General features: G+C 42.7%; 18 protein-coding genes. 9 read left to right on the top strand and 9 right to left on the bottom strand.

Going from position 1 to position 20107, the window contains the following annotated elements:
* The first annotated feature begins 39 nt into the window (after positions 1 to 39).
* From petP to V7K48_RS18950, 4 genes are all read left to right on the top strand, one after another.
* Positions 40 to 228 (top strand): cytochrome b6f subunit PetP, encoded by a 189-nt coding sequence (gene petP / locus V7K48_RS18965; protein ID WP_298919462.1) that lies wholly within the window; start codon positions 40 to 42, stop codon positions 226 to 228.
* A gap of 120 nt (positions 229 to 348) precedes the next feature.
* Positions 349 to 1449 carry a Get3/ArsA fold putative tail anchor-mediating ATPase NosAFP gene (locus V7K48_RS18960; protein ID WP_335074782.1) on the top strand — a complete coding sequence of 367 codons (1101 nt, stop codon included), beginning with the start codon at positions 349 to 351 and terminating at the stop codon, positions 1447 to 1449.
* 140 nt (positions 1450 to 1589) lie between these two features.
* Positions 1590 to 2636, top strand: a complete 1047-nt coding sequence (gene chlG, locus V7K48_RS18955; RefSeq protein ID WP_335074781.1) for a chlorophyll synthase ChlG — start codon at positions 1590 to 1592, stop codon at positions 2634 to 2636.
* Positions 2637 to 2751: 115 nt separating this feature from the next.
* Positions 2752 to 3039, top strand: a complete 288-nt coding sequence (locus V7K48_RS18950; protein ID WP_335074780.1) for a hypothetical protein — start codon at positions 2752 to 2754, stop codon at positions 3037 to 3039.
* Between the two features lie 268 nt (positions 3040 to 3307).
* Here the strand turns inward: V7K48_RS18950 and V7K48_RS18945 are convergent, their stop codons facing one another.
* The 4 genes from V7K48_RS18945 to V7K48_RS18930 all read right to left on the bottom strand — a co-directional run bounded on the left by V7K48_RS18945 (position 3308) and on the right by V7K48_RS18930 (position 7519).
* Positions 3308 to 4264 carry an MDR/zinc-dependent alcohol dehydrogenase-like family protein gene (locus tag V7K48_RS18945; RefSeq protein ID WP_335074779.1) on the bottom strand — a complete coding sequence of 319 codons (957 nt, stop codon included), beginning with the start codon at positions 4262 to 4264 and terminating at the stop codon, positions 3308 to 3310.
* Between the two features lie 63 nt (positions 4265 to 4327).
* Positions 4328 to 4882, bottom strand: coding sequence for a hypothetical protein (locus tag V7K48_RS18940; protein WP_335074778.1), 555 nt, complete (start codon positions 4880 to 4882; stop codon positions 4328 to 4330).
* A 325-nt stretch (positions 4883 to 5207) separates the two neighbouring features.
* Entirely contained in the window at positions 5208 to 6014 is an 807-nt protein-coding gene (locus V7K48_RS18935) for an inositol monophosphatase family protein (RefSeq protein ID WP_335074777.1), read from the bottom strand.
* Between the two features lie 71 nt (positions 6015 to 6085).
* Complete coding sequence (locus tag V7K48_RS18930; RefSeq protein ID WP_335074776.1) at positions 6086 to 7519, bottom strand: BCD family MFS transporter; 1434 nt, start codon at positions 7517 to 7519, stop codon at positions 6086 to 6088.
* Between the two features lie 250 nt (positions 7520 to 7769).
* Here V7K48_RS18930 and V7K48_RS18925 point away from each other — a divergent pair, with 250 nt between their 5' ends.
* The gene (locus tag V7K48_RS18925; protein ID WP_335074775.1) at positions 7770 to 8780 is read left to right on the top strand and encodes a hypothetical protein; all 1011 of its coding nucleotides are present in this window, start codon (positions 7770 to 7772) and stop codon (positions 8778 to 8780) included.
* 31 nt (positions 8781 to 8811) lie between these two features.
* The gene (locus V7K48_RS18920; RefSeq protein ID WP_335074774.1) at positions 8812 to 11547 is read left to right on the top strand and encodes a dynamin family protein; all 2736 of its coding nucleotides are present in this window, start codon (positions 8812 to 8814) and stop codon (positions 11545 to 11547) included.
* Between the two features lie 126 nt (positions 11548 to 11673).
* On the opposite strand, the gene V7K48_RS18915 is transcribed toward V7K48_RS18920, so the two are convergent.
* Together V7K48_RS18915 and V7K48_RS18910 are read right to left on the bottom strand one after the other, a co-directional pair.
* Positions 11674 to 11991, bottom strand: coding sequence for a helix-turn-helix domain-containing protein (locus V7K48_RS18915; RefSeq protein WP_335074773.1), 318 nt, complete (start codon positions 11989 to 11991; stop codon positions 11674 to 11676).
* Positions 11963 to 12358 (bottom strand): type II toxin-antitoxin system RelE/ParE family toxin, encoded by a 396-nt coding sequence (locus tag V7K48_RS18910; protein ID WP_335074772.1) that lies wholly within the window; start codon positions 12356 to 12358, stop codon positions 11963 to 11965. The genes V7K48_RS18915 and V7K48_RS18910 overlap by 29 nt, the downstream gene beginning before the upstream one ends.
* 744 nt (positions 12359 to 13102) lie before the next feature.
* Here V7K48_RS18910 and V7K48_RS18905 point away from each other — a divergent pair.
* Positions 13103 to 13327, top strand: a complete 225-nt coding sequence (locus tag V7K48_RS18905; protein WP_335074771.1) for a hypothetical protein — start codon at positions 13103 to 13105, stop codon at positions 13325 to 13327.
* A 261-nt stretch (positions 13328 to 13588) separates the two neighbouring features.
* Positions 13589 to 14536: an aldo/keto reductase gene (locus tag V7K48_RS18900; RefSeq protein WP_335074770.1), complete on the top strand. Its 948-nt coding sequence runs from the start codon at positions 13589 to 13591 to the stop codon at positions 14534 to 14536.
* Between the two features lie 10 nt (positions 14537 to 14546).
* Here V7K48_RS18900 and V7K48_RS18895 read toward each other — a convergent pair whose 3' ends face one another.
* The 3 genes from V7K48_RS18895 to rimO form a co-directional block, all read right to left on the bottom strand.
* On the bottom strand, positions 14547 to 15125 hold the full coding sequence (locus tag V7K48_RS18895; RefSeq protein WP_335074769.1) for a Uma2 family endonuclease: 579 nt from the start codon (positions 15123 to 15125) through the stop codon (positions 14547 to 14549).
* Positions 15126 to 15314: 189 nt separating this feature from the next.
* Positions 15315 to 16844 carry a DEAD/DEAH box helicase gene (locus V7K48_RS18890; RefSeq protein ID WP_334975253.1) on the bottom strand — a complete coding sequence of 510 codons (1530 nt, stop codon included), beginning with the start codon at positions 16842 to 16844 and terminating at the stop codon, positions 15315 to 15317.
* Positions 16845 to 17036: 192 nt separating this feature from the next.
* On the bottom strand, positions 17037 to 18356 hold the full coding sequence (rimO, locus tag V7K48_RS18885; RefSeq protein WP_335074767.1) for a 30S ribosomal protein S12 methylthiotransferase RimO: 1320 nt from the start codon (positions 18354 to 18356) through the stop codon (positions 17037 to 17039).
* A gap of 897 nt (positions 18357 to 19253) precedes the next feature.
* On the opposite strand from rimO, the gene btpA reads away from it, so the two are divergent.
* Positions 19254 to 20102, top strand: coding sequence for a photosystem I biogenesis protein BtpA (gene btpA, locus V7K48_RS18880; RefSeq protein WP_335074803.1), 849 nt, complete (start codon positions 19254 to 19256; stop codon positions 20100 to 20102).
* Positions 20103 to 20107: the final 5 nt, after the last annotated feature.

The raw sequence follows: 20107 nt of genomic DNA, 5'->3' as shown, positions 1-20107 counted from the left end.
ATTCCGCTACACTGAGACTTGGTTTATCTGAAATCAGGCATGGAAATCGGACAAAAGGTTAAAGTCTTTCGTTTGCGCGATCGCGTTTCTCCCCCAATTGTAAAAAAACTAGGACAAGTGGGTATCATCCAAGGCTACAAAGTCACCGATGGTGGAATCGGTGTAGTGGTGTTGTTTGACGACAATTCTTCCACTTGGTTTTTTGAAGATGAAATCAAACCTGTGTAGTAATAAGAACTCAGCTCAGGATTTTTCTTTGACTCTAAAGTTGGAAGCATGACGCCGAGAGTCTTTGTTGAGTGCTAAGTTGGAGTTGAAAAGCTCGGCGGTGAAAATAGGAATCAAGTAATGGCTCTAATATTGACATTTTTGGGCAAAGGCAACACCGCTCGTACCAAAATTGCGATCGCCGCCGCCAAATTATTGGCAAGTCAAGGCAAGCGCGTACTTCTAGCAGGACATCTGGAACCAGCATTGCCAATCTTGTTGGGTATTCCCATTGCTGCCGATCCCCAAGAAATCGCTCCCAATTTGCAAGCAGTCCAGTTTCAAGCATCTGTACTACTAGAACGCAACTGGGACGAAGTGAAAAAACTTGAGGCGCAATATCTCCGCACGCCCATCTTCAAAGACGTTTTTGGTCAAGAACTGGTAGTACTACCGGGGATGGACACCGCCCTGGCCCTGAATGCTATCCGCGAATATGATGCTAGTGGCAAATATGATGCGATCATCTACGATGGCACAGGTGACTCTTTAACGTTGCGAATGTTGGGTTTGCCAGAATCTCTCAGTTGGTATGTCCGGCGATTTCGGCAATTGTTTGTCAACTCCGATTTGGGGAAGACGATTACTGAATCGCCCTTGATTCAACCACTGATTGGCAGTTTTTTCAATGTCAACTGGACAGCAGATAACTTTGCAGGGCCCACTAACCAAGTCAATAATTTCTTAGAAAAGGGGAGAGCCGCTCTTACTGACCCCAAGCGTCTGGCTGCTTTCTTAGTGACTACGGGAGATCCGATTGAGGTAGCAAATGCTCGTTATTTGTGGGGTAGTGCTCAACAAATCGGTTTAACTGTCGGTGGTGTTCTGCTTGTGTCTACTGAGACCAATGTCAACCTGTCAGAGGAATTTATACCCCTACCTGTAAGCGTCGTTCCTGACTCGCCAACAGGTGACTGGCAACCCCTGATAGACGCGCTGCCCAACTTTGAAGCACAAGCCTTACAGGCTCCCAAACCAATTGAAATAGACATCCACAATCGTCAAGTACGCTTATTCTTGCCAGGATTTGACAAAAAGCAGGTCAAGCTCACCCAATATGGGCCAGAAGTCACAATAGAAGCAGGAGACCAGCGACGGAATATTTCTCTCCCTCCTGCTTTAAGTGGCAGACCCGTTGCTGGAGCAAAGTTTCAGAATAATTATTTGATAATTTCGTTTTAAGTTAGTTAGGAGAGACGTGATTAATCGTGTCTGTACAGGAGTGAGGAGTTAGGACTAAAAATAATAATTTATAACTTTTAACTCCTAACTAAATAATTCATAACTCCTAACTTCTAACTTCTAACTCATTAATAAATCTTATGTCAGAATCAACTCCGATTATTCCAGACCCCAACCCATCTGAGGCACTAGACTCAGTGGCAAACAATGCCAATGAGCAAGCGATCGCATCTACCGATCGCAGTGCCAAAACTAGGCAGCTGCTGGGGATGAAAGGTGCAGCGTCTGGGGAAACTTCAATTTGGAAAATTCGTTTGCAGCTAATGAAGCCCATCACCTGGATTCCCCTAATTTGGGGTGTAGTCTGTGGTGCGGCTTCTTCTGGTAACTATACTTGGACACTGGAAAATGTGTTGAAGGTAGCAGCCTGTATGTTACTGGCTGGGCCATTGATGACAGGTTACACCCAAATCCTCAATGATTACTACGATCGCGAAATCGATGCCATCAATGAACCCTATCGCCCCATCCCCTCTGGGGCAATTCCCCTACCCCAGGTAATTATTCAGATTTGGGTATTACTGATTGCTGGTATTGCTCTGGCATTTGTGTTGGATGTGTGGGCTGGTCATGAATTCCTGACAATTACAGTGATTGCAATCATCGGTTCTTTCATCGCCTACATTTATTCTGCACCTCCCCTGAAACTCAAGCAAAACGGCTGGCTAGGCAGCTACGCCTTGGGTGCAAGCTATATCACCCTACCTTGGTCTACAGGACACGCTTTATTTGGTGATCTCAATTCCACAATTGTGATTTTGACAATGTTCTACAGCTTGGCTGGATTGGGCATTGCCATTGTCAATGACTTCAAGAGTGTGGAAGGCGATCGCCAGCTAGGATTAAATTCACTACCTGTAATATTTGGCATCACTACTGCGGCTTGGATTTGTGTAGTGACAATTGATGTCTTTCAAGCATTGATAGCAGCTTATCTTGTCAGCATCCATGAGAATTTGTATGCAGCAATACTAATACTGTTAATCATCCCGCAAATTACCTTGCAGGATATGTATTTCCTCCGCGATCCTGTGAAAAATGATGTTAAGTACCAAGCCAGCGCCCAACCGTTCCTTGTTCTAGGAATGCTCGTCACTGGTTTAGCGCTGGGTCATGCTGGCATTTAACTTATACTTATATAGTGAGAATGAGAAGTTAGGAATTAGGAGCAAAGCCGGAGACGCTCCGCCTCAGGTTAGGAGTTAATATACTTCTAACTATTAATTTGTATCAGGACATACTGTGTTTCAACTGACATCTTTTCTCATTCATGGGATTCAACCTTTTTTAATCCCGATTTGCTTTATCGTTGCTTGGACTGTAATTATTCTCGTTGTCTTGAGTCTTTGGGCGGCGGCGCGAGATAGTATGACTACAGCCAAGCAAATGCATCAAATCCCCTGTACTGGTTGCCAGTTTTTTACCGACAATTACCGTCTTAAATGTACTATACGCCCATCTATTGCCAATACAGAAGAAGCAATTGATTGTTCTGACTATCAACCGAAGACGAATCCTTATCTGTATTAAGGAAATGAGGGAGATGGGGAAGCAGGGGAAGCAGGGAAAGAATTCCTAACCCTGTCAATTTTAGATTTTAGTCGCACCTTTGGTGCGCTTCCAGCGCAACTTGGATTTTGGTGAAGCACGCGGTCTTCTCCTAAAGGGAGAGGCTACGCCAACGCGCAGCGTCTCGTAGAGAATGGGGTTTCCCCCAGGAGTGACTGCACCAAGTCGAAGGGATTGAAGAAAAAATCTAAAATCTAAAATCTAAAATCCAAAATTGAATAACTCCTAACTATTGACCAATTTCCAGCAAGACTTTTAAAACACCCCGACTCTGAGCGTGTTCAAAAGCCGCAAGCCCTTCAATCAGGGGGTAGGTGGCATGAATCAGGGGTTGCACGTCAACTTGTCCTGTAGCTAGTAACTGGAGGGCTGGAGCAAAGGGGCCACAACGGGAGCCGATGAGGGTGATTTCATCTACTACTAAAGAAGAAGCATCAAGGCTGAGGTTGCCAGCGTAAGTACTTTTAAGCACTAATGTACCACGGGGACGCAGGGCGCGGCGGGCGATCGCAAATCCTTCTGGGTTGCCAGTACATTCTACTGAGATATCGAAATATTTATCTGTAACAGCGTCGGCTAGACTCGTTTTTATCCCCCGTGCCTCTAAGTTAGCCAGTTTGTCTCGATGACGCCCCACAGCTAAGAGTTCACAGCCAGTTAGGGCTAGTGTCTGGGCTACCAACTGCCCTAGTTTGCCATCTCCAACCACTAGCACCCGATCATTTGGACACAACGGTACTTGCTGCTGAATTTCCAATGCTGCTGCTAAAGGTTCAGTGAATGTTGCTATTTCTGTTGGTAGATTATCAGGTACGGGATGCAGATTCTCCACTGGCAAACAGAGATATTCACTAAAGGCTCCGTGGCGGTTGACAATACCCAAAACTGTGCGATTTTCGCAGTGAGTTGGTTGTCCGCTGCGACAAAACCGACAATGCCCACACACAGCGTTGATTTCTCCAACTACACGTTGGTTAACTAAGTGTTCTGGCCCTTGTTCGACGACGCCAACAAATTCATGACCTAAAATACCACTGTAAGGATAGTAGCCTCTGAGTAGTTCTAGGTCAGTATTACAGATACCCGCACGCAAGACGCGTACTAAGGCTTCTCCCTGTGGTGGTTCAGGAATGGGAATATCCGTGCGTAATTGCAATTGCTTGTTTTCGAGCCAAAGTCCTTTCATTTTTCTTCACGTCCTTTTACTAGAAACTTTTAATTATTCACGCCTACTTATTTAGATATTTCTTTAATTTTCGGAACTTAGTAGATCAACTTTGCTTAACCAAGTAACCAGGTCATCTGAGTCAAGTGCTATCTCGCTTCCTAAAGTTTTAATATAAAGAAGTCCGTCGCTAATGATTAAATCTCTAATTGGATACCATGATTCTCGTGTCCTAATCAGAAGTTCTAACGGAATGCCTGGTCTTAAAGTATACTTGCGATATTTCCACCAAGCTCGCCATAGAAGCACAGATTGAGTACAGTGCATCCGATAGCCTTTAGGAACTTCGCAGTATTGATACTGATAGAAACCCCGACTATCTACTTTTCCTTTGAGGAGATAACTATATTCTGCTAATGCCTGATTTATCAATTCCCATTGGGATGATTTTGGAGAAATCCAGAATTCAGATAGTGTGTTAGATAGTTGAACGGTGGCAATCACACCTTCGACTTTTGCTGTCAGTTGGTTAGTCTTGTACACTGTTTGCCCTATCAAAACAGGATTTGACAACAAAATGTCTTTTTTCTGGATTGAGTTTTGTACAAACTCTCGAATTAAATCTAGATTAGATAACATAAAATTATTTATACTAAATTAACCAGTGTGATGAAAGCCACAACATTACTTAAATTAATAACTACACTGGTCTTGCACTTCAATCAGAATTATTACCAGCTTTATTTATACTCAATTCTTTGTTTGACTAGGATTTTATTAAGTTTAATATCGATATACTGCCGTTCACTAGTACCACAAGGCGGAAGTTAAAAGTCACTCATTCACTCATTCAAAAAAATTATATTCCTTGCTCTTGCGCCATTTTGAATGGTTGGTTTATTTACGCGCCCGCTGTACTAGGCTGGTTGACAAAATCATTGTTTCCAGGCATGTGAGCAGTAAATTAAATTTTTACGCCTTCGAGAAAAGGTTGAAATACCGGAACTACTTCGGGACGACTGACAACAAGGGTAGGAAAAGAGCGATCGCTATAATCTTCTCCCGGTAACAACGGAAATGGCTCAGAATTGAGCGATAACCAAACCCCGCCAGCAGCCTGGACAATTACCCAAGCCCCCGCTAAGTCCCAAACTTTTGGTGTCGCCTCAATACCACCCAGAGTAGCCCCAGTGGCAACTGTCAAAAAGTTATAGCTAGCCACACCCAACATCCGAATTTTGCAGGGAAAGCCGTTTTTGATCACTGCGGTGCTACGAGAACAAAGGTTAAAAAAGTGATTGTTGCTGGGACTATCAGCACTGGTATGGATCGGGTGGTAGTTGAGAAATGCTCCTGTTGGCGTTGCTAAACCAGATGAATCTGCCCAGAAACCATGAAAAGCTTGATTCAATGTTGGTGCGTAAACATAACCAAAAATGGGTGTACCTTGATACAACAAACCCAGAGATATTGTCCAGATGGGAATGCCGCGTGTGAAGTTGGTTGTACCGTCTAAAGGGTCAATTACCCAGCACCACTCTGTACCGGGAAATGACTGATCGCTCTCTTCGCTCAAAATGCCGTAACCAGAAAAATTAGAAGCGATCGCATCCCGAATTTCCTGATCTGCCCATTTATCTGCTTGCGTCACCAAACTACCATCAGCTTTTTGGTCAGCCTGTACTTGCCCAAAATCTTGCATTAGCTGCTTGCCCACTCTGGTAGTGGTAATTTGGGCAAAATCAAGAATTGTTGTCCAAAAATCACTCATTGATTAATTCTCGCGCAAAGACGTTCCTGAGCCAAGATTAGGTAGATTCGGGTTGGGTTAAGTTATCTAGTTTAATCTAAATCGCTTTCTAAAACCGAAGCGATCGCTTGCTTTGTACTGGTTTGAAATTCTGTGACGTTCACCCGATTCAAAAACCAAATCGACAGCACCATTCCCACAGCTTCCAGAACAAATACCAGTCCATAAGCTAACTCTAGGCTAGGTAGCAGCTTGCGTCCAATATCCAAAACTGTACCTCCGATTACCACTGCCACACCTCTAGAGAGGGACTGCGCTAATCCCCATGCCCCAATAAACGTACCTGCGGCTTCCGCTGCTGTGAGATCCAACATCAAGCTAATTGCTGCCGTTGTTAAGAAACCTGTGGCTAAACCGAAGAAGAACAAACCTAGTTTGAGAACTGCTGCATTGGCTGTGAATCCTGATATACCTAGCAATATTGAACAGAATGCTACCAACATACAGCCTAGACGTGCAGTTCTGCGCTTACCCAAACGCGGGACAATGTAAAAGCCAGTAACCCCGTAGGCAATCAGTAGACCCGTTCCATAAAAAATATTTAATTTGGTACTTTCCGCTAGGGGCATTTTAAACACTTGACCAGCATAAGGTTCTAAAATCGGGTCTTGCATAAACAAACTGATAGTCATCACCAATAAAAAGGTGAAAAATATACCTGTTTGTGGGCTAGCTGTCAATATTTTCCAAGCATTGCCTAGAGTAATGCTGTCTTCCCGGTTCACCAGTGTGGAACGAGTTGAGTATTGGGAGTACTTTTTTTCTACGCCCAATGTCGCTGCGATCGCCAAACCAAATACAATTGCTGGAACGATAAAAAATAGCCTGTTGATTGCTGGCTGCAAGGTTGCTATGGAAACGCCTAGTGTTAATGGCTGTAGTAACTTGGAACTAATAATCGCCCCAACAATAATCCCCACCATCAGCATTGACCAAACCACACCAACTACTTTGGAACGGTTATCTTCTTCAGATATATCTACCAACAAAGCAGCAAAGGCAGTGCCGCTAGCAGAAATTCCTAGACCGTATATAGCGAAAACAATAGACATAAGCGCTGTCCAGCCGATTGTTTGGGTTGTCCATACCCAAGCACCTGTACTATTTCCAGCAAGATTCAGTTGCCACATTACTTGTATAGCTAAAAAGGCTGCGATCGCAAATATTGCCGCACCCACCCAAACATAAGCTGTGCGGTGGTATCCCCATAACGGCTTGGCATCCGATATCTGACCGAACCAGACACGGGAAGGAGCAACAAATAAGGGCAGTGCTAGAACTACTGATACCAGCGTCGCCGGAATTGCTATTTCTTGAATCATGACTCTGTTGAGTACGCCCAGAGTCAAAATGGACATCATGCTCAACCCCATTTGAAATAAACCCAGCCGAAACATGGTCAGTAGGTTTACCCTTGGCACAGATAGGGATTTTGTCTTGGTATCAAATACTTCACCACTTGCCATAGCTACTTTTCTGTATGGTTTATAAAATTTAATCTCTCTCTTTAAATAAAGATAAACCCTACCTGCTTGAAATCAGCGAACGAAAAGTGAAAGTTGCGATCGCGCCCAAATGTGACCGATTACGATGCTCATGACTTCATCGGAGGCGATCGCATCTGATGCCCAAATGGGAACCATAAGAAAATAAGCCAATACCATGCTTTGGTATGAAGCAAAGAAACGTAATACATCACAATATATTTGTTTATCCATGTCTAACGAACAAAAGCATAATTCTGCTTTTAACGCTGCTGCCAACATTAACGTTCAACATGCCCGATTACAGGATTTATCTTTAAGTGCAGCCCGTAGATTATATAAAGGTGGGATTCGACCTGGTGATCCGATCAGAACCAGAGTGCAAGCCCAAGAAATGTTAGATAAAATCCCTCCATCTCAAAGAGCAGGGATTGATGGCAAATCTACTGATGTTAATACCCAAAAATACCTCTCAGATAAACACGCTAGTCATATCAAACCCCACAGCCAAGATGGCTCAAATGATCCCAAAAATATCAAGTGGGAAAACGCCAAAGATAATTTAGCCCGTGGCAATAAACCCATGACTTCGCAGGAGCAAATAAGACTAGATGCTAAATGGCATTTTGACAACCTAACAGGTGCAGTCAAAGCAGGTGTTAAAGCCGCGCCTTTAGGAGCAGTAATTGGTGTAGCGACGACAGCACCATTTTCGTTACTAACCAACGCGCTGCGCGTAGTTCGGGGTGAAATTTCTGCACAAGAAGCCGCTATAGAAACATTGAAAGATACCGTAAAAGGCGGCACAGTTGGGGGTGTGACAGCATTTGTAACCACAACAGTAGCAGCAGCTTGTCCACCAATTGCGATCGCTTTAACCGCAGCAGCACCAGTTTTAGCTGTTGTTGGAACTGCGGGTATGGTTTACGAGTTTTTCAAAATCCTCGATGACCATAAACAGGTGGTGAAAATCTATTATGAATCTTTAACTCAACAAGAATTAGAAAGATTACAAGCAATTGAGAATGAACTGATTTATGAACATCAGAAAAATCTAGAGTTTTTAGCTCAAGCAGAAGTAATTAATCAACAAATTACAAATCGCCCAATTGCACCGGGGATAGAAGGGGCTATGCAACGGTTACGTGAATCAGTCGCCATTGCTCAGTCTTTAGGACTAATATCAGCAGATAGTAGATTACTTGCTGGTTCTCAACTGCCTCATCTTCTCACAGAACAATAGGAATTAAATTTTAGAGGATTACATAGTTTTTATGCTTCCTTTTATTTTTGGCGCTCTGGGATTAGCTGTTGGAGCAGTTGTTGGTGCTTTTACTACTCACGCTATTGGGGAAAGTGATAGACAAGCTGCTAAACATCATAGGACTGTTGCAAATGAACTAGCTGATAATTATACAAACTTGCAGCAAAAATACTATGAACTAGCTGATAAAACAGAAATACAGATTCTCGATTTAACTCGCCAGCACGCTTTAGATGAAGTTGAAAAAGATTGTTTGCATTTAGCAGTTAGATTACAGCATAGACTGATTTCTCTGATGTGGGATATTGATAGAGAGCCAACAGAAGATGCTTTGAAGGTATTTGTCAACGCAGTAGAACTTACAAATAATGTTCTCTATAAAATAAATGAAGAGTTAATTTGTGTACCCAGTGACTATTATGCACGCAATCTTATTGCTGGTGTTCAACGCAAAATCATTTGGGAACAAGAATATTTCTCAAATCCATCAAATATAAATTATGAGGAAATTCCAATGGAATTAGAGCCTAAAATTATGTCTGAACAAGAATTTCAGGAAACCTATAACAGAATTCATGATACTGGTGATAAACTCTTAAAATACTTGAAAGAACTTCGTGCTGGACGGCTCAAGGAAGGAGATAGTACTCAAGGATTACAGAGCGTTGAAGATAATATTACCAAAGCTCTAAAAGCCTTAGCAGAACAAAAATATCAGGTGGCTGTGATTGCAGCAATGAAAGCAGGTAAGAGTACCTTTTTGAATGCCATAATTGGTGCAGATATCTTAGCAAGTGAAGCAGAAGCTTGTACAGTTTGTCGCACAGATATTCGTCCAATTAATGCCGGACAAACACCCAGACTTTTAGAATATCAAGCAGGTAAACGAGAACCTATAGTTTTAATAAAAGGTGAAGCAAGAGAAATCCGGCAAATATTTTTAGAGCGTACTCATGAGATTCGAGCTAAATCTAATCAAGATAACACTACACGCTTTGAATTAGAACATCCCATTGAAGCGATTAGTAAAATGCCATCCCTAGCAGGTTTCACATTAGTTGATACTCCTGGCCCCAATGAGTGGGAATCTGTCTCGTTTAACACAACTTCTTTAAAGCAGACTGCTTTAGAAGCTCTCCGAACTTGTGATGCCATATTATTCATTCTGGATTACACATCATTTAGGGACAACACGAATTCAGAATTACTTCAAGATTTAATTGAGCAGCGTAGAGAATTTTTAGCAGAGAATACAGGTAAGATTTACTTTGTTCTTAATAAAGTAGACAGAAAAGCGGAGAGAGATAGACCTATCGCAGATGTTATAGAATCTTTAAGAATAAATTTAGTTGAATTTGGTATCCCAGAACCAATAATTTATTCAGTTAGTGGATGGCAAGGATTGTTATCTAAGCTTATTCAACAGGGAAAGGCAACTGATAGTCATATTAAAGACTTTGAAGATTTTTTCAGCGCTAGATATGCCCAAAGAGATGAAAAAGGAAGGCGTATCATGCCTTTACCAGAAGAAATTGCATCACAAGCTTTAAATGATAGTGGTATTCCGAAAATTCAAGAGACAGTAATTCAAACTATCACTCAAAATTCAGGATGGAATTTATTGAGTGATGTTTTAGATGAATTGAACAAAGAAGCCAAAGCTATTGATGAGACATTTATTACAGGTATCCGAGGCTGGCAGTTAGAATTTAAGGAACTGCTACAAAAAATAGAAGAGTACAAAAAACATTCTGACTCAGCCATAAATCAGGTGGCTACCGTAAAAAAGTCCGTAGAAGCACAAAAGCAAATATTAATCAGTACGTTCAGCCAAGGGATTAATAAATTTGCTGAAAGTGCGAAAAAACGCATAATATCAGAAATTGAGAGAGTGGCTGAAAACCAATCTAAAAAAGTTTCAAAGGACAAAAATACTCAAAATCTTATCACATATATATGGGATAAGTTCAGTTCTTTAATTGAAGAATCTTCCAGTTCTGATCCCTATAAAATCAAGGTAAAAAATAAAAACGATGCTGAGAAAATCGGTAAAACCATTAATGAGTACTGCACTCCTATAATACAAAGTTTTTGGTTGGATACTCAGGACAGACTAGTTAGAGAGGCAACAAGAATTCGTGAAGGTTTAGTTCAAAAAATTAAACGAGAAATACAGGCTATTTCTGATGAGTTATCTGAGTTTATTAAAAATAATTTGCAAGTAGAAATAGGTAATAATCCAATTCAATTTCCTGGGTTTGAATTTTCTGGTATTGATGCTAAAATTCAACATCAGCAAGAAGTCTTTACTAGAACCAAGAAAGAATCAAGGACGAATAGCCGCTGCTGTAAATCAGATAAAGTGTATGAAGTAGATGTTTCGTATGAGGAAAAAGTATCTTACTATGAAATTGATTTACAACTGACTTTGCAAGGAATTCAGCAAAATATTGACTCACAAGTACAGAGAAACCTAGAGTTACTTCAGCGTGTTATTGAAAAACAAGTATCGGATGATTTTCGTAAAGGCGAAAAGCAAATCAATGACTACATCAATAGGTTTCAAGATGAATTTGACTCTTTACTCAAACAACGCGCAACAAGGGAAGTAGAAGCTTCTGAGGTTATTGCTATTCTCGAAAATCAAAGAATCAAAGTGACTGAATATCTTAAGGAATTAGTGTATATTCGAGAAATTCTTGATAGTTGGAAACCAGGGAATCAAGAGAATTCATTAAAAGCCTAAAGAATCTTGGGCAGGAACTAGCTAAAAAATAGCGATCGCCTCAAAGCAGCAAATGGTAAAAAAGCTTGAATAAAGACTAAAGTAAGAAACTTTTGCACTGCATTTCTTACCAATGGCCGGCACAATTTAATCAATCACGCTATTCAATCCCCGTTTCTTAACTAGGTGCAACAGCTTAAGAGCGGTGCCACTGGGACGCTTCTGACCGATTTCCCACTTTTGAACCGTTGATAAACTTGTATTCAAAATCGCAGCAAATACTGCCTGGCTGACATGAGATGATTCGCGTATTTGCTTAATTTGCTGAGGTTCTAGCGGTTCAATCACAGACAAACACAGACGATCGAATTCACGTAATGTAGTCTGATCCATTAGTCCAGCCTTGTGCAGCCCCGTGGCTGTTTCGTGAACTGCTTCAAGAATCGCTGATTTCTTCTTCGGCATTGCAAATTACCTCCATCAATTCATCTTCCAGCTTGGCTTTTTCGAGATCCTCTAGCGTGTAAGACAACAGCACCGATGCCAGCTTTTTTAATGCTTCTTCTTCTTTTTTGTTAATGTTGCTGCGCTCATTTTTCGGGAAGCCGAAAACAAAAAACCAGCAATCTCCCTTGTTGGTGGCAACCAGTGTACGAAAGCCACTACGCTTACCTTGTCCAGAGCGGGCAATCCGTTTTTTGAACAGTCCGCCTCCTAAATCGGCTTCGTAAAGTCCTGCTGTCATTTCGTTTACAGCCGTGCAGAGGCTAAGGTCGTTTAAACCCTCTTTGCGTGCCCAACGTTCAAACCATCGGGTTTTGTAGATTATCATGCTATGGTCATTGCCTTCGTTTATTATATAGCACTTGGTGCTATACTTGGCAATCTCAATATCCTGATAGGTTTTGATAGATTTTGTCTATAGATATATAAGTTTTTATAAAGCCTATTTGTACGGTGTCAGCTTTAATAAGTGTAATTAAGTAAAAACAGGGTATTGATATTTACTAGATGCCCAATTCGCCGTCTTGCCCAGACGATACACTATAAAAGTCAAAAAGCTTGAACAAAGACTTATCACAACATTCAGCAGGAACTAGCTAAAAAATAGCGTTGGCGCTAGCCTTGTCGTCAGACATCGCCCTCCAGCAAGTACAATAGACCTCTTGCAAAAGTCAAAAAATTAGGAATGTCATTCTGAGCAGAACGCAGTGCAGAGAAGAATCTCACCAGATGTTTAGCTCCGCTCAGGATGACAATTTAAGCATTTATGCAAGAAGTCTAATGAGGGGTCACTTATTAGCGTTGGATTAGTAGCGAAAAATGCAATACCTCAATTTAACGTGATACAAGCAAAAACACCACTAAAAAATGTTTTTAAGTAAACCTAATAGTAATACTTACTAGAGTTATCGTATTGTGCTGTAACTTTATCAGACACAATCAAGCCACATAAAAACATCAATGTAAAATTGTGGTTTTAACTACGCTATTGCATTGAATTAGTAAGATAAACTTGCCGTATGTATGTCATCAAACTACTTACCTTCATCTAGTTACAAAAAAGGCATAAGCAATGAGTAAAGAACTAGTCAAAGTAATATTATGGGAAGAAAACCAAAAAGATTTTCTCAAAAAGTTCTATGATCTCCAATTTACTCCCAGAGTAGGAGAGGAAGTTTACCTAAAAAAAGAGAGATGGAAAGTAACCAGAGTTGAGCATGATTTAGAAATTAGTGAGATTAATGTCTATATGGAATTAATCAAAAAAGCCAAGCAGGATAAATCATCTAATTCATAAATACAAGTAAATACACTCAACTATTATAAAAGGGAGGTTATTAACCTCCCTTTATTCTGAGAATAGTAGATTCTCAGGTGTAATTTGTAAATCTTTATGCAAGCCGCGATGTCTACGACGGGCTACGCCTACGCACAACAAGAGTTGCGGCCAAGTGCTGACGCACCGTAAACATACTACATCAACTTCCCTATACCCAATTTTGTCTATGACGATAGACTATAAAAGTAAAGAAATGTAAATAAATTAAATTTTGCAACCGTGGAAAATATCACATTGGGGCAAAATGGCCCAGTTGTTACACCTTTGTGCATAGGCACTTGGGCTTGGGGTGATAAACTTTTTTGGAATTATGGCAACAGCTACGGCCCAGAACAGTTACAAGAAGCCTTTACAGCAGCCTTAGAGGCTGGTGTTACCTTCTTTGATACTGCCGAAGTCTACGGAATGGGACTATCAGAGAAATTTTTGGGACAATTTTTGCAACAGACACAACAACCTGTACAAATCGCCACAAAATTTGGCCCCCTACCGTGGCGATTTACAGCCCAATCCGTCTCTGATGCTTTAACTCAAAGCCTCAAACGCTTACAATTAGAGCAAATTGCCCTGTACCAAGTGCATTGGCCTTTTGCCTTCTTTTTAAGCCAAGAAACTTTGATGAATGCCCTAGCGGATGAAGTGAAGCAAGGCAGAATTGCCGCAGTTGGTGTGAGTAATTACTCAGCAGAGCAAATGCGAGACGCGCATCAAATATTGGCAGCCCGTGGAGTGCCTTTGGCTGTGAACCAAGTACGCTATTCTTTACTGAGTCGCCAAATTGAAAGCAAAGGTATTATGGCAACTGCGCGTGATTTGGGTGTGACTATCTTGGCTTATAGTCCTCTAGCACAAGGATTACTCACAGGCAAGTACACTATTGATAGTACTGAAACCCCCACTGGCCCGAGGAAAATAGACCCGCAATTTAAGAAAGAAGGTCTGCAAAAAATTGCCCCAGTCACATCTTTGCTACGCAACTTCGGGGAAAAATACGATCGCACCCCAGCCCAAGTTGCTCTAAACTGGTTAATTGCTCAGGGGAACGTTATTCCCATTGCTGGGGTGAAGACAGCCGCACAGGTGCGGCAGAATGCTGGTGCTTTGGGCTGGAGATTGAGCGACGATGAAATTGGAGAGTTAGAACTAGTTAGTCGTCCTTGGCTGTAATATTTTTGAACTACTCAAACACAGGAGGCCAAATTTCTGACACTACTAGCTCCCAACCTGGTAGTAAGTCTGGTAGTGTCAGTTTGTTGTTGTCCTGCAAAACTATTGGTTTTTGGTTGAGTCGATAAACTGTGAGCGTCAATTTGTCAGGATCAATCAGGATACCAACCGTAGATCCAAGTTGTAAGAATAGCTGAATCTTTTCTACCAGTGGTTTGATCCGGTCTGACTTAGATTTTATCTCTACCATCAAGTCAGGCACCAGTTCCACAAAGTCGCGCTTGCTTGTTTTCAGTCTATCGGCACGAACAAAAGATACATCGGGAGCGCGAAGATTTCGTTTTTCGTTATCAGCTTCTTTTCCGTTTTCACTTTCTAAGGTAGGCAAAATGAAACCCGCACTAGAACCCGTTACCCGTCCTAGTCTCTGTGGGCGTACCCAATTACCCATCTGTCTTGCAAACTCAGCACCTATTTCCTCCGACTCATAATCTGATGGGCCCATAACAACTATATTTCCGTCTACCAGCTCCATCTGCCATTCTGGATGCTCTGCTTGTAGTTGCTCTAAGTCTGGAATAGTGAACATAAGACCACGAAGAATGCATCTTTAATTGATCTTCTTACAAACGGGTAGAAAAAGTTACCAAAAAAGCCAAAAAGTCAAGAGCCAAAGTCAAAATCTTGACTCTTAACTCTCAACTCTCCAATTTTAGATTTGGATTTTGGATTGAAGAAAAAATCTAAAATCCAAAATTGATTAACTTTTAACTCTTGACTAAGAAGCTGATTCCCTAGCTGTAGGTGAACCTATCTTTTTACTAGGGGATGCAGAAGAATCCTGCCCACTTGTCCGCAGTTTTGGCTTGGGAGAAGCCTGTCTTTCTTCACCATTGCTGCTATCTGATTTCCATGCAGAACGGGGGCGATCGCTGGAAGATTCACGACGCTTGCCGAGTCTGGGTTTGGGGGCGGAAGATTCCTCTTGGGGAATTTCCACGTCTGAACTCAACCAAGCGGGACGAGTTTGATCGTAAGCGATTTGCAGTGCAGCTGCGGCGATCGCTTGAGCATCGTATTCTTCAATCAGTTCGCTTACAATCGGCAAGAATGAAGCCAAACGCTCACCTGTTAAAGCTTCCCGCACCTGTTCTTGCAATTTCAGGATGTGTCGCGCTTCAATCTGTGCCCGTGTGGGAATCGTCAGCACTTGCCAATTTTGGCGGTTATGACGTTCAAATGTTTGCTGTTTGCGCCGCTCAAATGGCTGAACTAAAGAAATTGCTGTTCCTTCTTTACCAGCACGACCAGTACGACCAATGCGATGGACGTAGGTTTCTACGCTATCGGGTAAGTCGTAGTTGATTACGTGAGAGAGTTGATCGACATCTAACCCTCGGGCGGCAATATCAGTTGCTACCACCCAGCGGACTTGCCGGTTACGGAATCGGCTCAATAACCGTTCCCGTGCTTGTTGGGACAAGTCACCGTGGTATTCATCTACACTGTGACCAGCACCTTGTAACTGACTGGTGAGTTCTGCGGCTGTGCGTCTGGTGCGAACAAAGATTAAAGCTGTTTCTGGATCTTCCATTTCCAGAATCGGCTGTAAAGCTTTGGCTTTTGTCCAGTGACGGGGAATCAGATAAGCTACCTGATTAATCTTGTTGGGAGCGGCTTTTGGCTGCTCAACAGTGACAGTTGCAGGCGATCGCAAGAACTTGTTCACCAACATCCGAATCGATGGTGGCATTGTTGCCGAAAATAAAGCTGTTTGGCGATCTACGGGCGCTTGCGAGAGGATCTTCACCACATCGTCAATAAAGCCCATGCTCAACATTTCATCAGCTTCATCCAACACAAACCACTTCACTTGATCGAGCTTTAAACAGCCACGATCAAGCAAATCGATCACCCGTCCTGGAGTGCCCACTACCATGTGAACACCACGTCTGAGTTGTAACATTTGGCGGTCAATTGATTGACCACCGTAGATTGCTAACACCCGCAATCCTTCATCGCCGATGAACTGAGCGATCGCATCGTGAACTTGCATTGCTAATTCACGAGTTGGCGTTAAAACTATGGCTTGTACGGCTTTTTGATTAATATCCAGCCGCTCTAAAATTGGCAGTGAAAATGCTGCTGTTTTGCCTGTTCCAGTTTGAGATTGACCTACCACATCACGACCAGCTAGCAATTGGGGAATTGCTTGCACTTGAATGTTAGTTGGTTCGGTAAAACCGATTTTTTCTAGTTGTTCGACACGTTCTTGGGAAATGCCTAATTCTTGAAATGAAAGAGTCATTAATTCTCCTAAATTTTTTGTAAGGATTTTTGGATTAGTCATTTAGTCAGTAGAGACGCGATTAATCGCGTCTCTACAATGGTCATTAGTTATTAGTCAGCCAGCGGAATCTTAGGGGAAACCCCCGATGAGGAAATACCTCACCAGAAGGGCGAACCCGTAAGGGTCATTTAACAAAAAACAAATGACAATTTAGTTATTGACTACTTGACCATAGAGGTCGTATGTATCAGCGTGGTGAATCGCTATTGGCACGATGGTTCCTAACTTTGCCTGGCCTTTGACATATACCAAACCATCAACCTCTGGGGAAAATCTACCTGAACGACCAATTAATTCACCACTTTCAGGATTTTCTTGCTCAATCAGGACATCAACAATTTTGCCTACTTCCTGTTGATTTTTCTTTTGAGAAATCGGTTGCTGGAGTTCCATAAGTTGGTATCGGCGCTCGTCCATCACCAGTTGGGGCAACTGATTTGGTAACTTGTAAGCTGGGGTTCCTTCCTCTGAGGAAAAGGTGAAGACACCAACATGGTCGAATTCATGCCGTTGGACGAACTCTAGTAGATGCTCAAAATTCTCGCTTGTTTCTCCTGGGAAACCAACAATAAATGTTGTCCGCAATACGGCTGTTGGTAGCGCCGTTTTGATGCGATCTATAATCCCATCATTTACCTGTCCTTGCCAAGGACGGTTCATGGCGCGGAGAATCTCTGGATGAGAATGCTGCAAGGGCAAATCCAGGTAAGGCAAGACGTTGGGTGTTTCTTGGATCGCCGCGATCACATCTGGGGTCAGTCCCGTGGGATAAGCATAGTGCATTCTGATCCACGGTATATCTACTTTCCCCAAAGCGCGAAGTAATTCGGCTAACTTTGGCTTACCGTAAATATCCAAACCGTAATTAGTGGTGATTTGGGAAATTAGAATAATTTCCTTTACCCCTTGACTAACTAACTGCTCCGCTTCGGCGACTATAGATTCAATAGTACGCGATCGCTGGTTTCCTCGAAGATGAGGAATTATACAAAATGCACAACGATAATCACATCCTTCCGCAACCCGCAGGTAAGCTACGCCCTCCGTTGTCGTGCGATAGCGCGGTGTAGTTTCGTCGGCAATGTAGGTTGGTTCGATACTAACCTGTTTGACCCGCTCACCTTGTTCTACACGCTCAATTACATTTACAATTTTGTGATAATCGCCTGTGCCCACCACCGCTACTGCTTCGGGCAACTCCTCCAAAAGTTGTTCTTGGAAGTGTTGCGCCATACAACCAGTGATGACAATTTTTTTGTTTGCCTCTGCCAGTTCTACCAAAGTTCTGACAGATTCAAGTCTCGCTGCTTCAATAAAACTACAGGTATTAACAATAACGTAATCTGCTAACTCTTCATTAGTATCTACACCGTAGCCTGCTTCTACCAGCATTCCCAGCATGTGTTCTGTATCAATTCGATTTTTCTCGCAGCCCAAGTGAGAAATGGCAATTGTTGGCTTGTCACCCATATTTTGAAAAAATCTTCATTTTTTTCTTCTTGTAGTCAAACATTCTGGCGCTAACTTTGCTTTTTTGCTATCAACATCCTCATGAAAACAGTACAGTGGCAAATTCTCACTGTCAGCAACTGTACGTGGACTTATGACCCTATCAGTAATAAAAATAGAGGTCATGTTATGATATTTTTATCAATCTGTTCCCCAGGGTAAATTGAAGTGTCTTTGGGTACATTTGACACTTGTAATGTTTTTTAACAGTTCGCCTATTGGTATTTTACATTACCGCAGCGTGTGCGTTGTTAACCTACCCATCGGGAAGCCGCCCAAAGGGCTTGTTGTGAGAAGTCGCTACCCTCAGGGAAATCGACGAAAGCGACTACGCCTATAAAGCAGTAATGCTAACCTGGCGATTGGCAAGTCCTACGACTGGGCGCGGACGAGACACCTAAACCACGGAAAGCTGCCTTGCGTCTAGTGAGTGGCAAACTCCTCTTGTAGCCAAGTTTTATCTTAACATATCTTATGGGAGGTTTGACGCCAATTTCCATCTGAGGAAGGAGGCAGTAAACCGACTATCATAAAACACATTTGACTAGTTAATGAAAAGTCAAGAGTCACTAAAGAGGAAAGGGGGCAGGGGGCAGAGGGGAGAACCCCATAAATAAATTTAGAGGCTTGAAACCCTTGATTGCTGGGGAATTTCAGAATCTTTCTCCCCTGCCCCCTGCTCCCTGCTCCCCCTGCCTCTTCGGTCAAGGGTCAAGAGGAGCCAGTCACGTGCGGGGTTTCCCCGTTGAAGAGCCACTTCTGTGTGGAGGTTTTCTTGTGTTAAGGGGAGTGGCGTTGAACTGGCGTTCAATAGTCAATAAATTCTGGACTCTGGACTTTGCAAGGCGGATTAAAGACGTGGATTTATATCAGATATTTAAAACTCGCTCACCAATTATTGGCGTGGTTCACCTGCTACCACTGCCTACCTCACCCCGTTGGGGAGGTAGCCTAAAAGCGGTGATTGACCGCGCTGAACAAGAAGCCGCAGCTCTTGCAAGTGGAGGGGTTAACGGCATGATTGTGGAGAATTTTTTTGACGCGCCGTTTACCAAAAACCAAGTCGATCCAGTGGTTGTGAGTGCCATGACCATTGTGGTGCAGCGGATACAGAATTTGGTGACTTTGCCTGTGGGCTTAAATGTTTTGCGAAACGATGCCAAAAGTGCAATGGCGATCGCTAGCTGTGTGCAAGCACAATTCATCCGCGTCAACGTTCTCACAGGGGTGATGGCAACCGATCAGGGATTAATTGAGGGAGAAGCCCATCAACTACTCCGTTATCGACGGGAGTTAGGTTCTGATGTTAAAATCCTGGCCGATGTGTTGGTGAAGCACGCCCGTCCTTTAAGTTCTCCAAATCTCACAGTCGCCGTGAAAGACACCATTGAAAGGGGTTTAGCAGACGGGGTAATTTTATCCGGCTGGGCTACTGGTAGCCCTCCTAACTTAGAAGATTTGGAACTAGCTTGTGGTGCGGCACCTGGCACACCAGTGTTCATCGGGAGTGGGGCCAATTGGGAAAATATTGATACATTGATGCAGGCAGCAGATGGTGTAATAGTTTCCAGCTCGCTGAAACGTCACGGACGAATAGAGCAACCAATTGACCCAATTCGCGTCAGTCAATTTGTGGAAGCCGCCCGTCGCAGTTGGAACTCCAAAGGTGAAAGCAAATCAGCAGGACAAGTGAAGTTACATTCTTAGGGAGT

Source organism: Nostoc sp. (genome assembly GCF_036919615.1).
In the GTDB taxonomy this organism is placed as follows: domain Bacteria; phylum Cyanobacteriota; class Cyanobacteriia; order Cyanobacteriales; family Nostocaceae; genus Nostoc.
Note: the sequence above shows the minus strand (reverse complement) of the source record. Positions and strands in the feature narration are given on the sequence as shown.

What these genes read in the sequence shown, in the direction of transcription:
- petP (WP_298919462.1), top strand. Translation starts at nt 40, where the DNA reads ATGGAAATCGGACAAAAGGTTAAAGTCTTTCGTTTGCGCGATCGCGTT.
- V7K48_RS18945 (WP_335074779.1), bottom strand. Translation starts at nt 4,264, where the DNA reads ATGAAAGGACTTTGGCTCGAAAACAAGCAATTGCAATTACGCACGGAT.
- rimO (WP_335074767.1), bottom strand. Translation starts at nt 18,356, where the DNA reads ATGGGTGACAAGCCAACAATTGCCATTTCTCACTTGGGCTGCGAGAAA.
- chlG (WP_335074781.1), top strand. Translation starts at nt 1,590, where the DNA reads ATGTCAGAATCAACTCCGATTATTCCAGACCCCAACCCATCTGAGGCA.
- V7K48_RS18915 (WP_335074773.1), bottom strand. Translation starts at nt 11,991, where the DNA reads ATGCCGAAGAAGAAATCAGCGATTCTTGAAGCAGTTCACGAAACAGCC.
- V7K48_RS18905 (WP_335074771.1), top strand. Translation starts at nt 13,103, where the DNA reads ATGAGTAAAGAACTAGTCAAAGTAATATTATGGGAAGAAAACCAAAAA.
- V7K48_RS18920 (WP_335074774.1), top strand. Translation starts at nt 8,812, where the DNA reads ATGCTTCCTTTTATTTTTGGCGCTCTGGGATTAGCTGTTGGAGCAGTT.
- V7K48_RS18925 (WP_335074775.1), top strand. Translation starts at nt 7,770, where the DNA reads ATGTCTAACGAACAAAAGCATAATTCTGCTTTTAACGCTGCTGCCAAC.
- V7K48_RS18940 (WP_335074778.1), bottom strand. Translation starts at nt 4,882, where the DNA reads ATGTTATCTAATCTAGATTTAATTCGAGAGTTTGTACAAAACTCAATC.
- V7K48_RS18935 (WP_335074777.1), bottom strand. Translation starts at nt 6,014, where the DNA reads ATGAGTGATTTTTGGACAACAATTCTTGATTTTGCCCAAATTACCACT.
- V7K48_RS18910 (WP_335074772.1), bottom strand. Translation starts at nt 12,358, where the DNA reads ATGATAATCTACAAAACCCGATGGTTTGAACGTTGGGCACGCAAAGAG.
- V7K48_RS18890 (WP_334975253.1), bottom strand. Translation starts at nt 16,844, where the DNA reads ATGACTCTTTCATTTCAAGAATTAGGCATTTCCCAAGAACGTGTCGAA.
- V7K48_RS18930 (WP_335074776.1), bottom strand. Translation starts at nt 7,519, where the DNA reads ATGGCAAGTGGTGAAGTATTTGATACCAAGACAAAATCCCTATCTGTG.
- V7K48_RS18960 (WP_335074782.1), top strand. Translation starts at nt 349, where the DNA reads ATGGCTCTAATATTGACATTTTTGGGCAAAGGCAACACCGCTCGTACC.
- V7K48_RS18895 (WP_335074769.1), bottom strand. Translation starts at nt 15,125, where the DNA reads ATGTTCACTATTCCAGACTTAGAGCAACTACAAGCAGAGCATCCAGAA.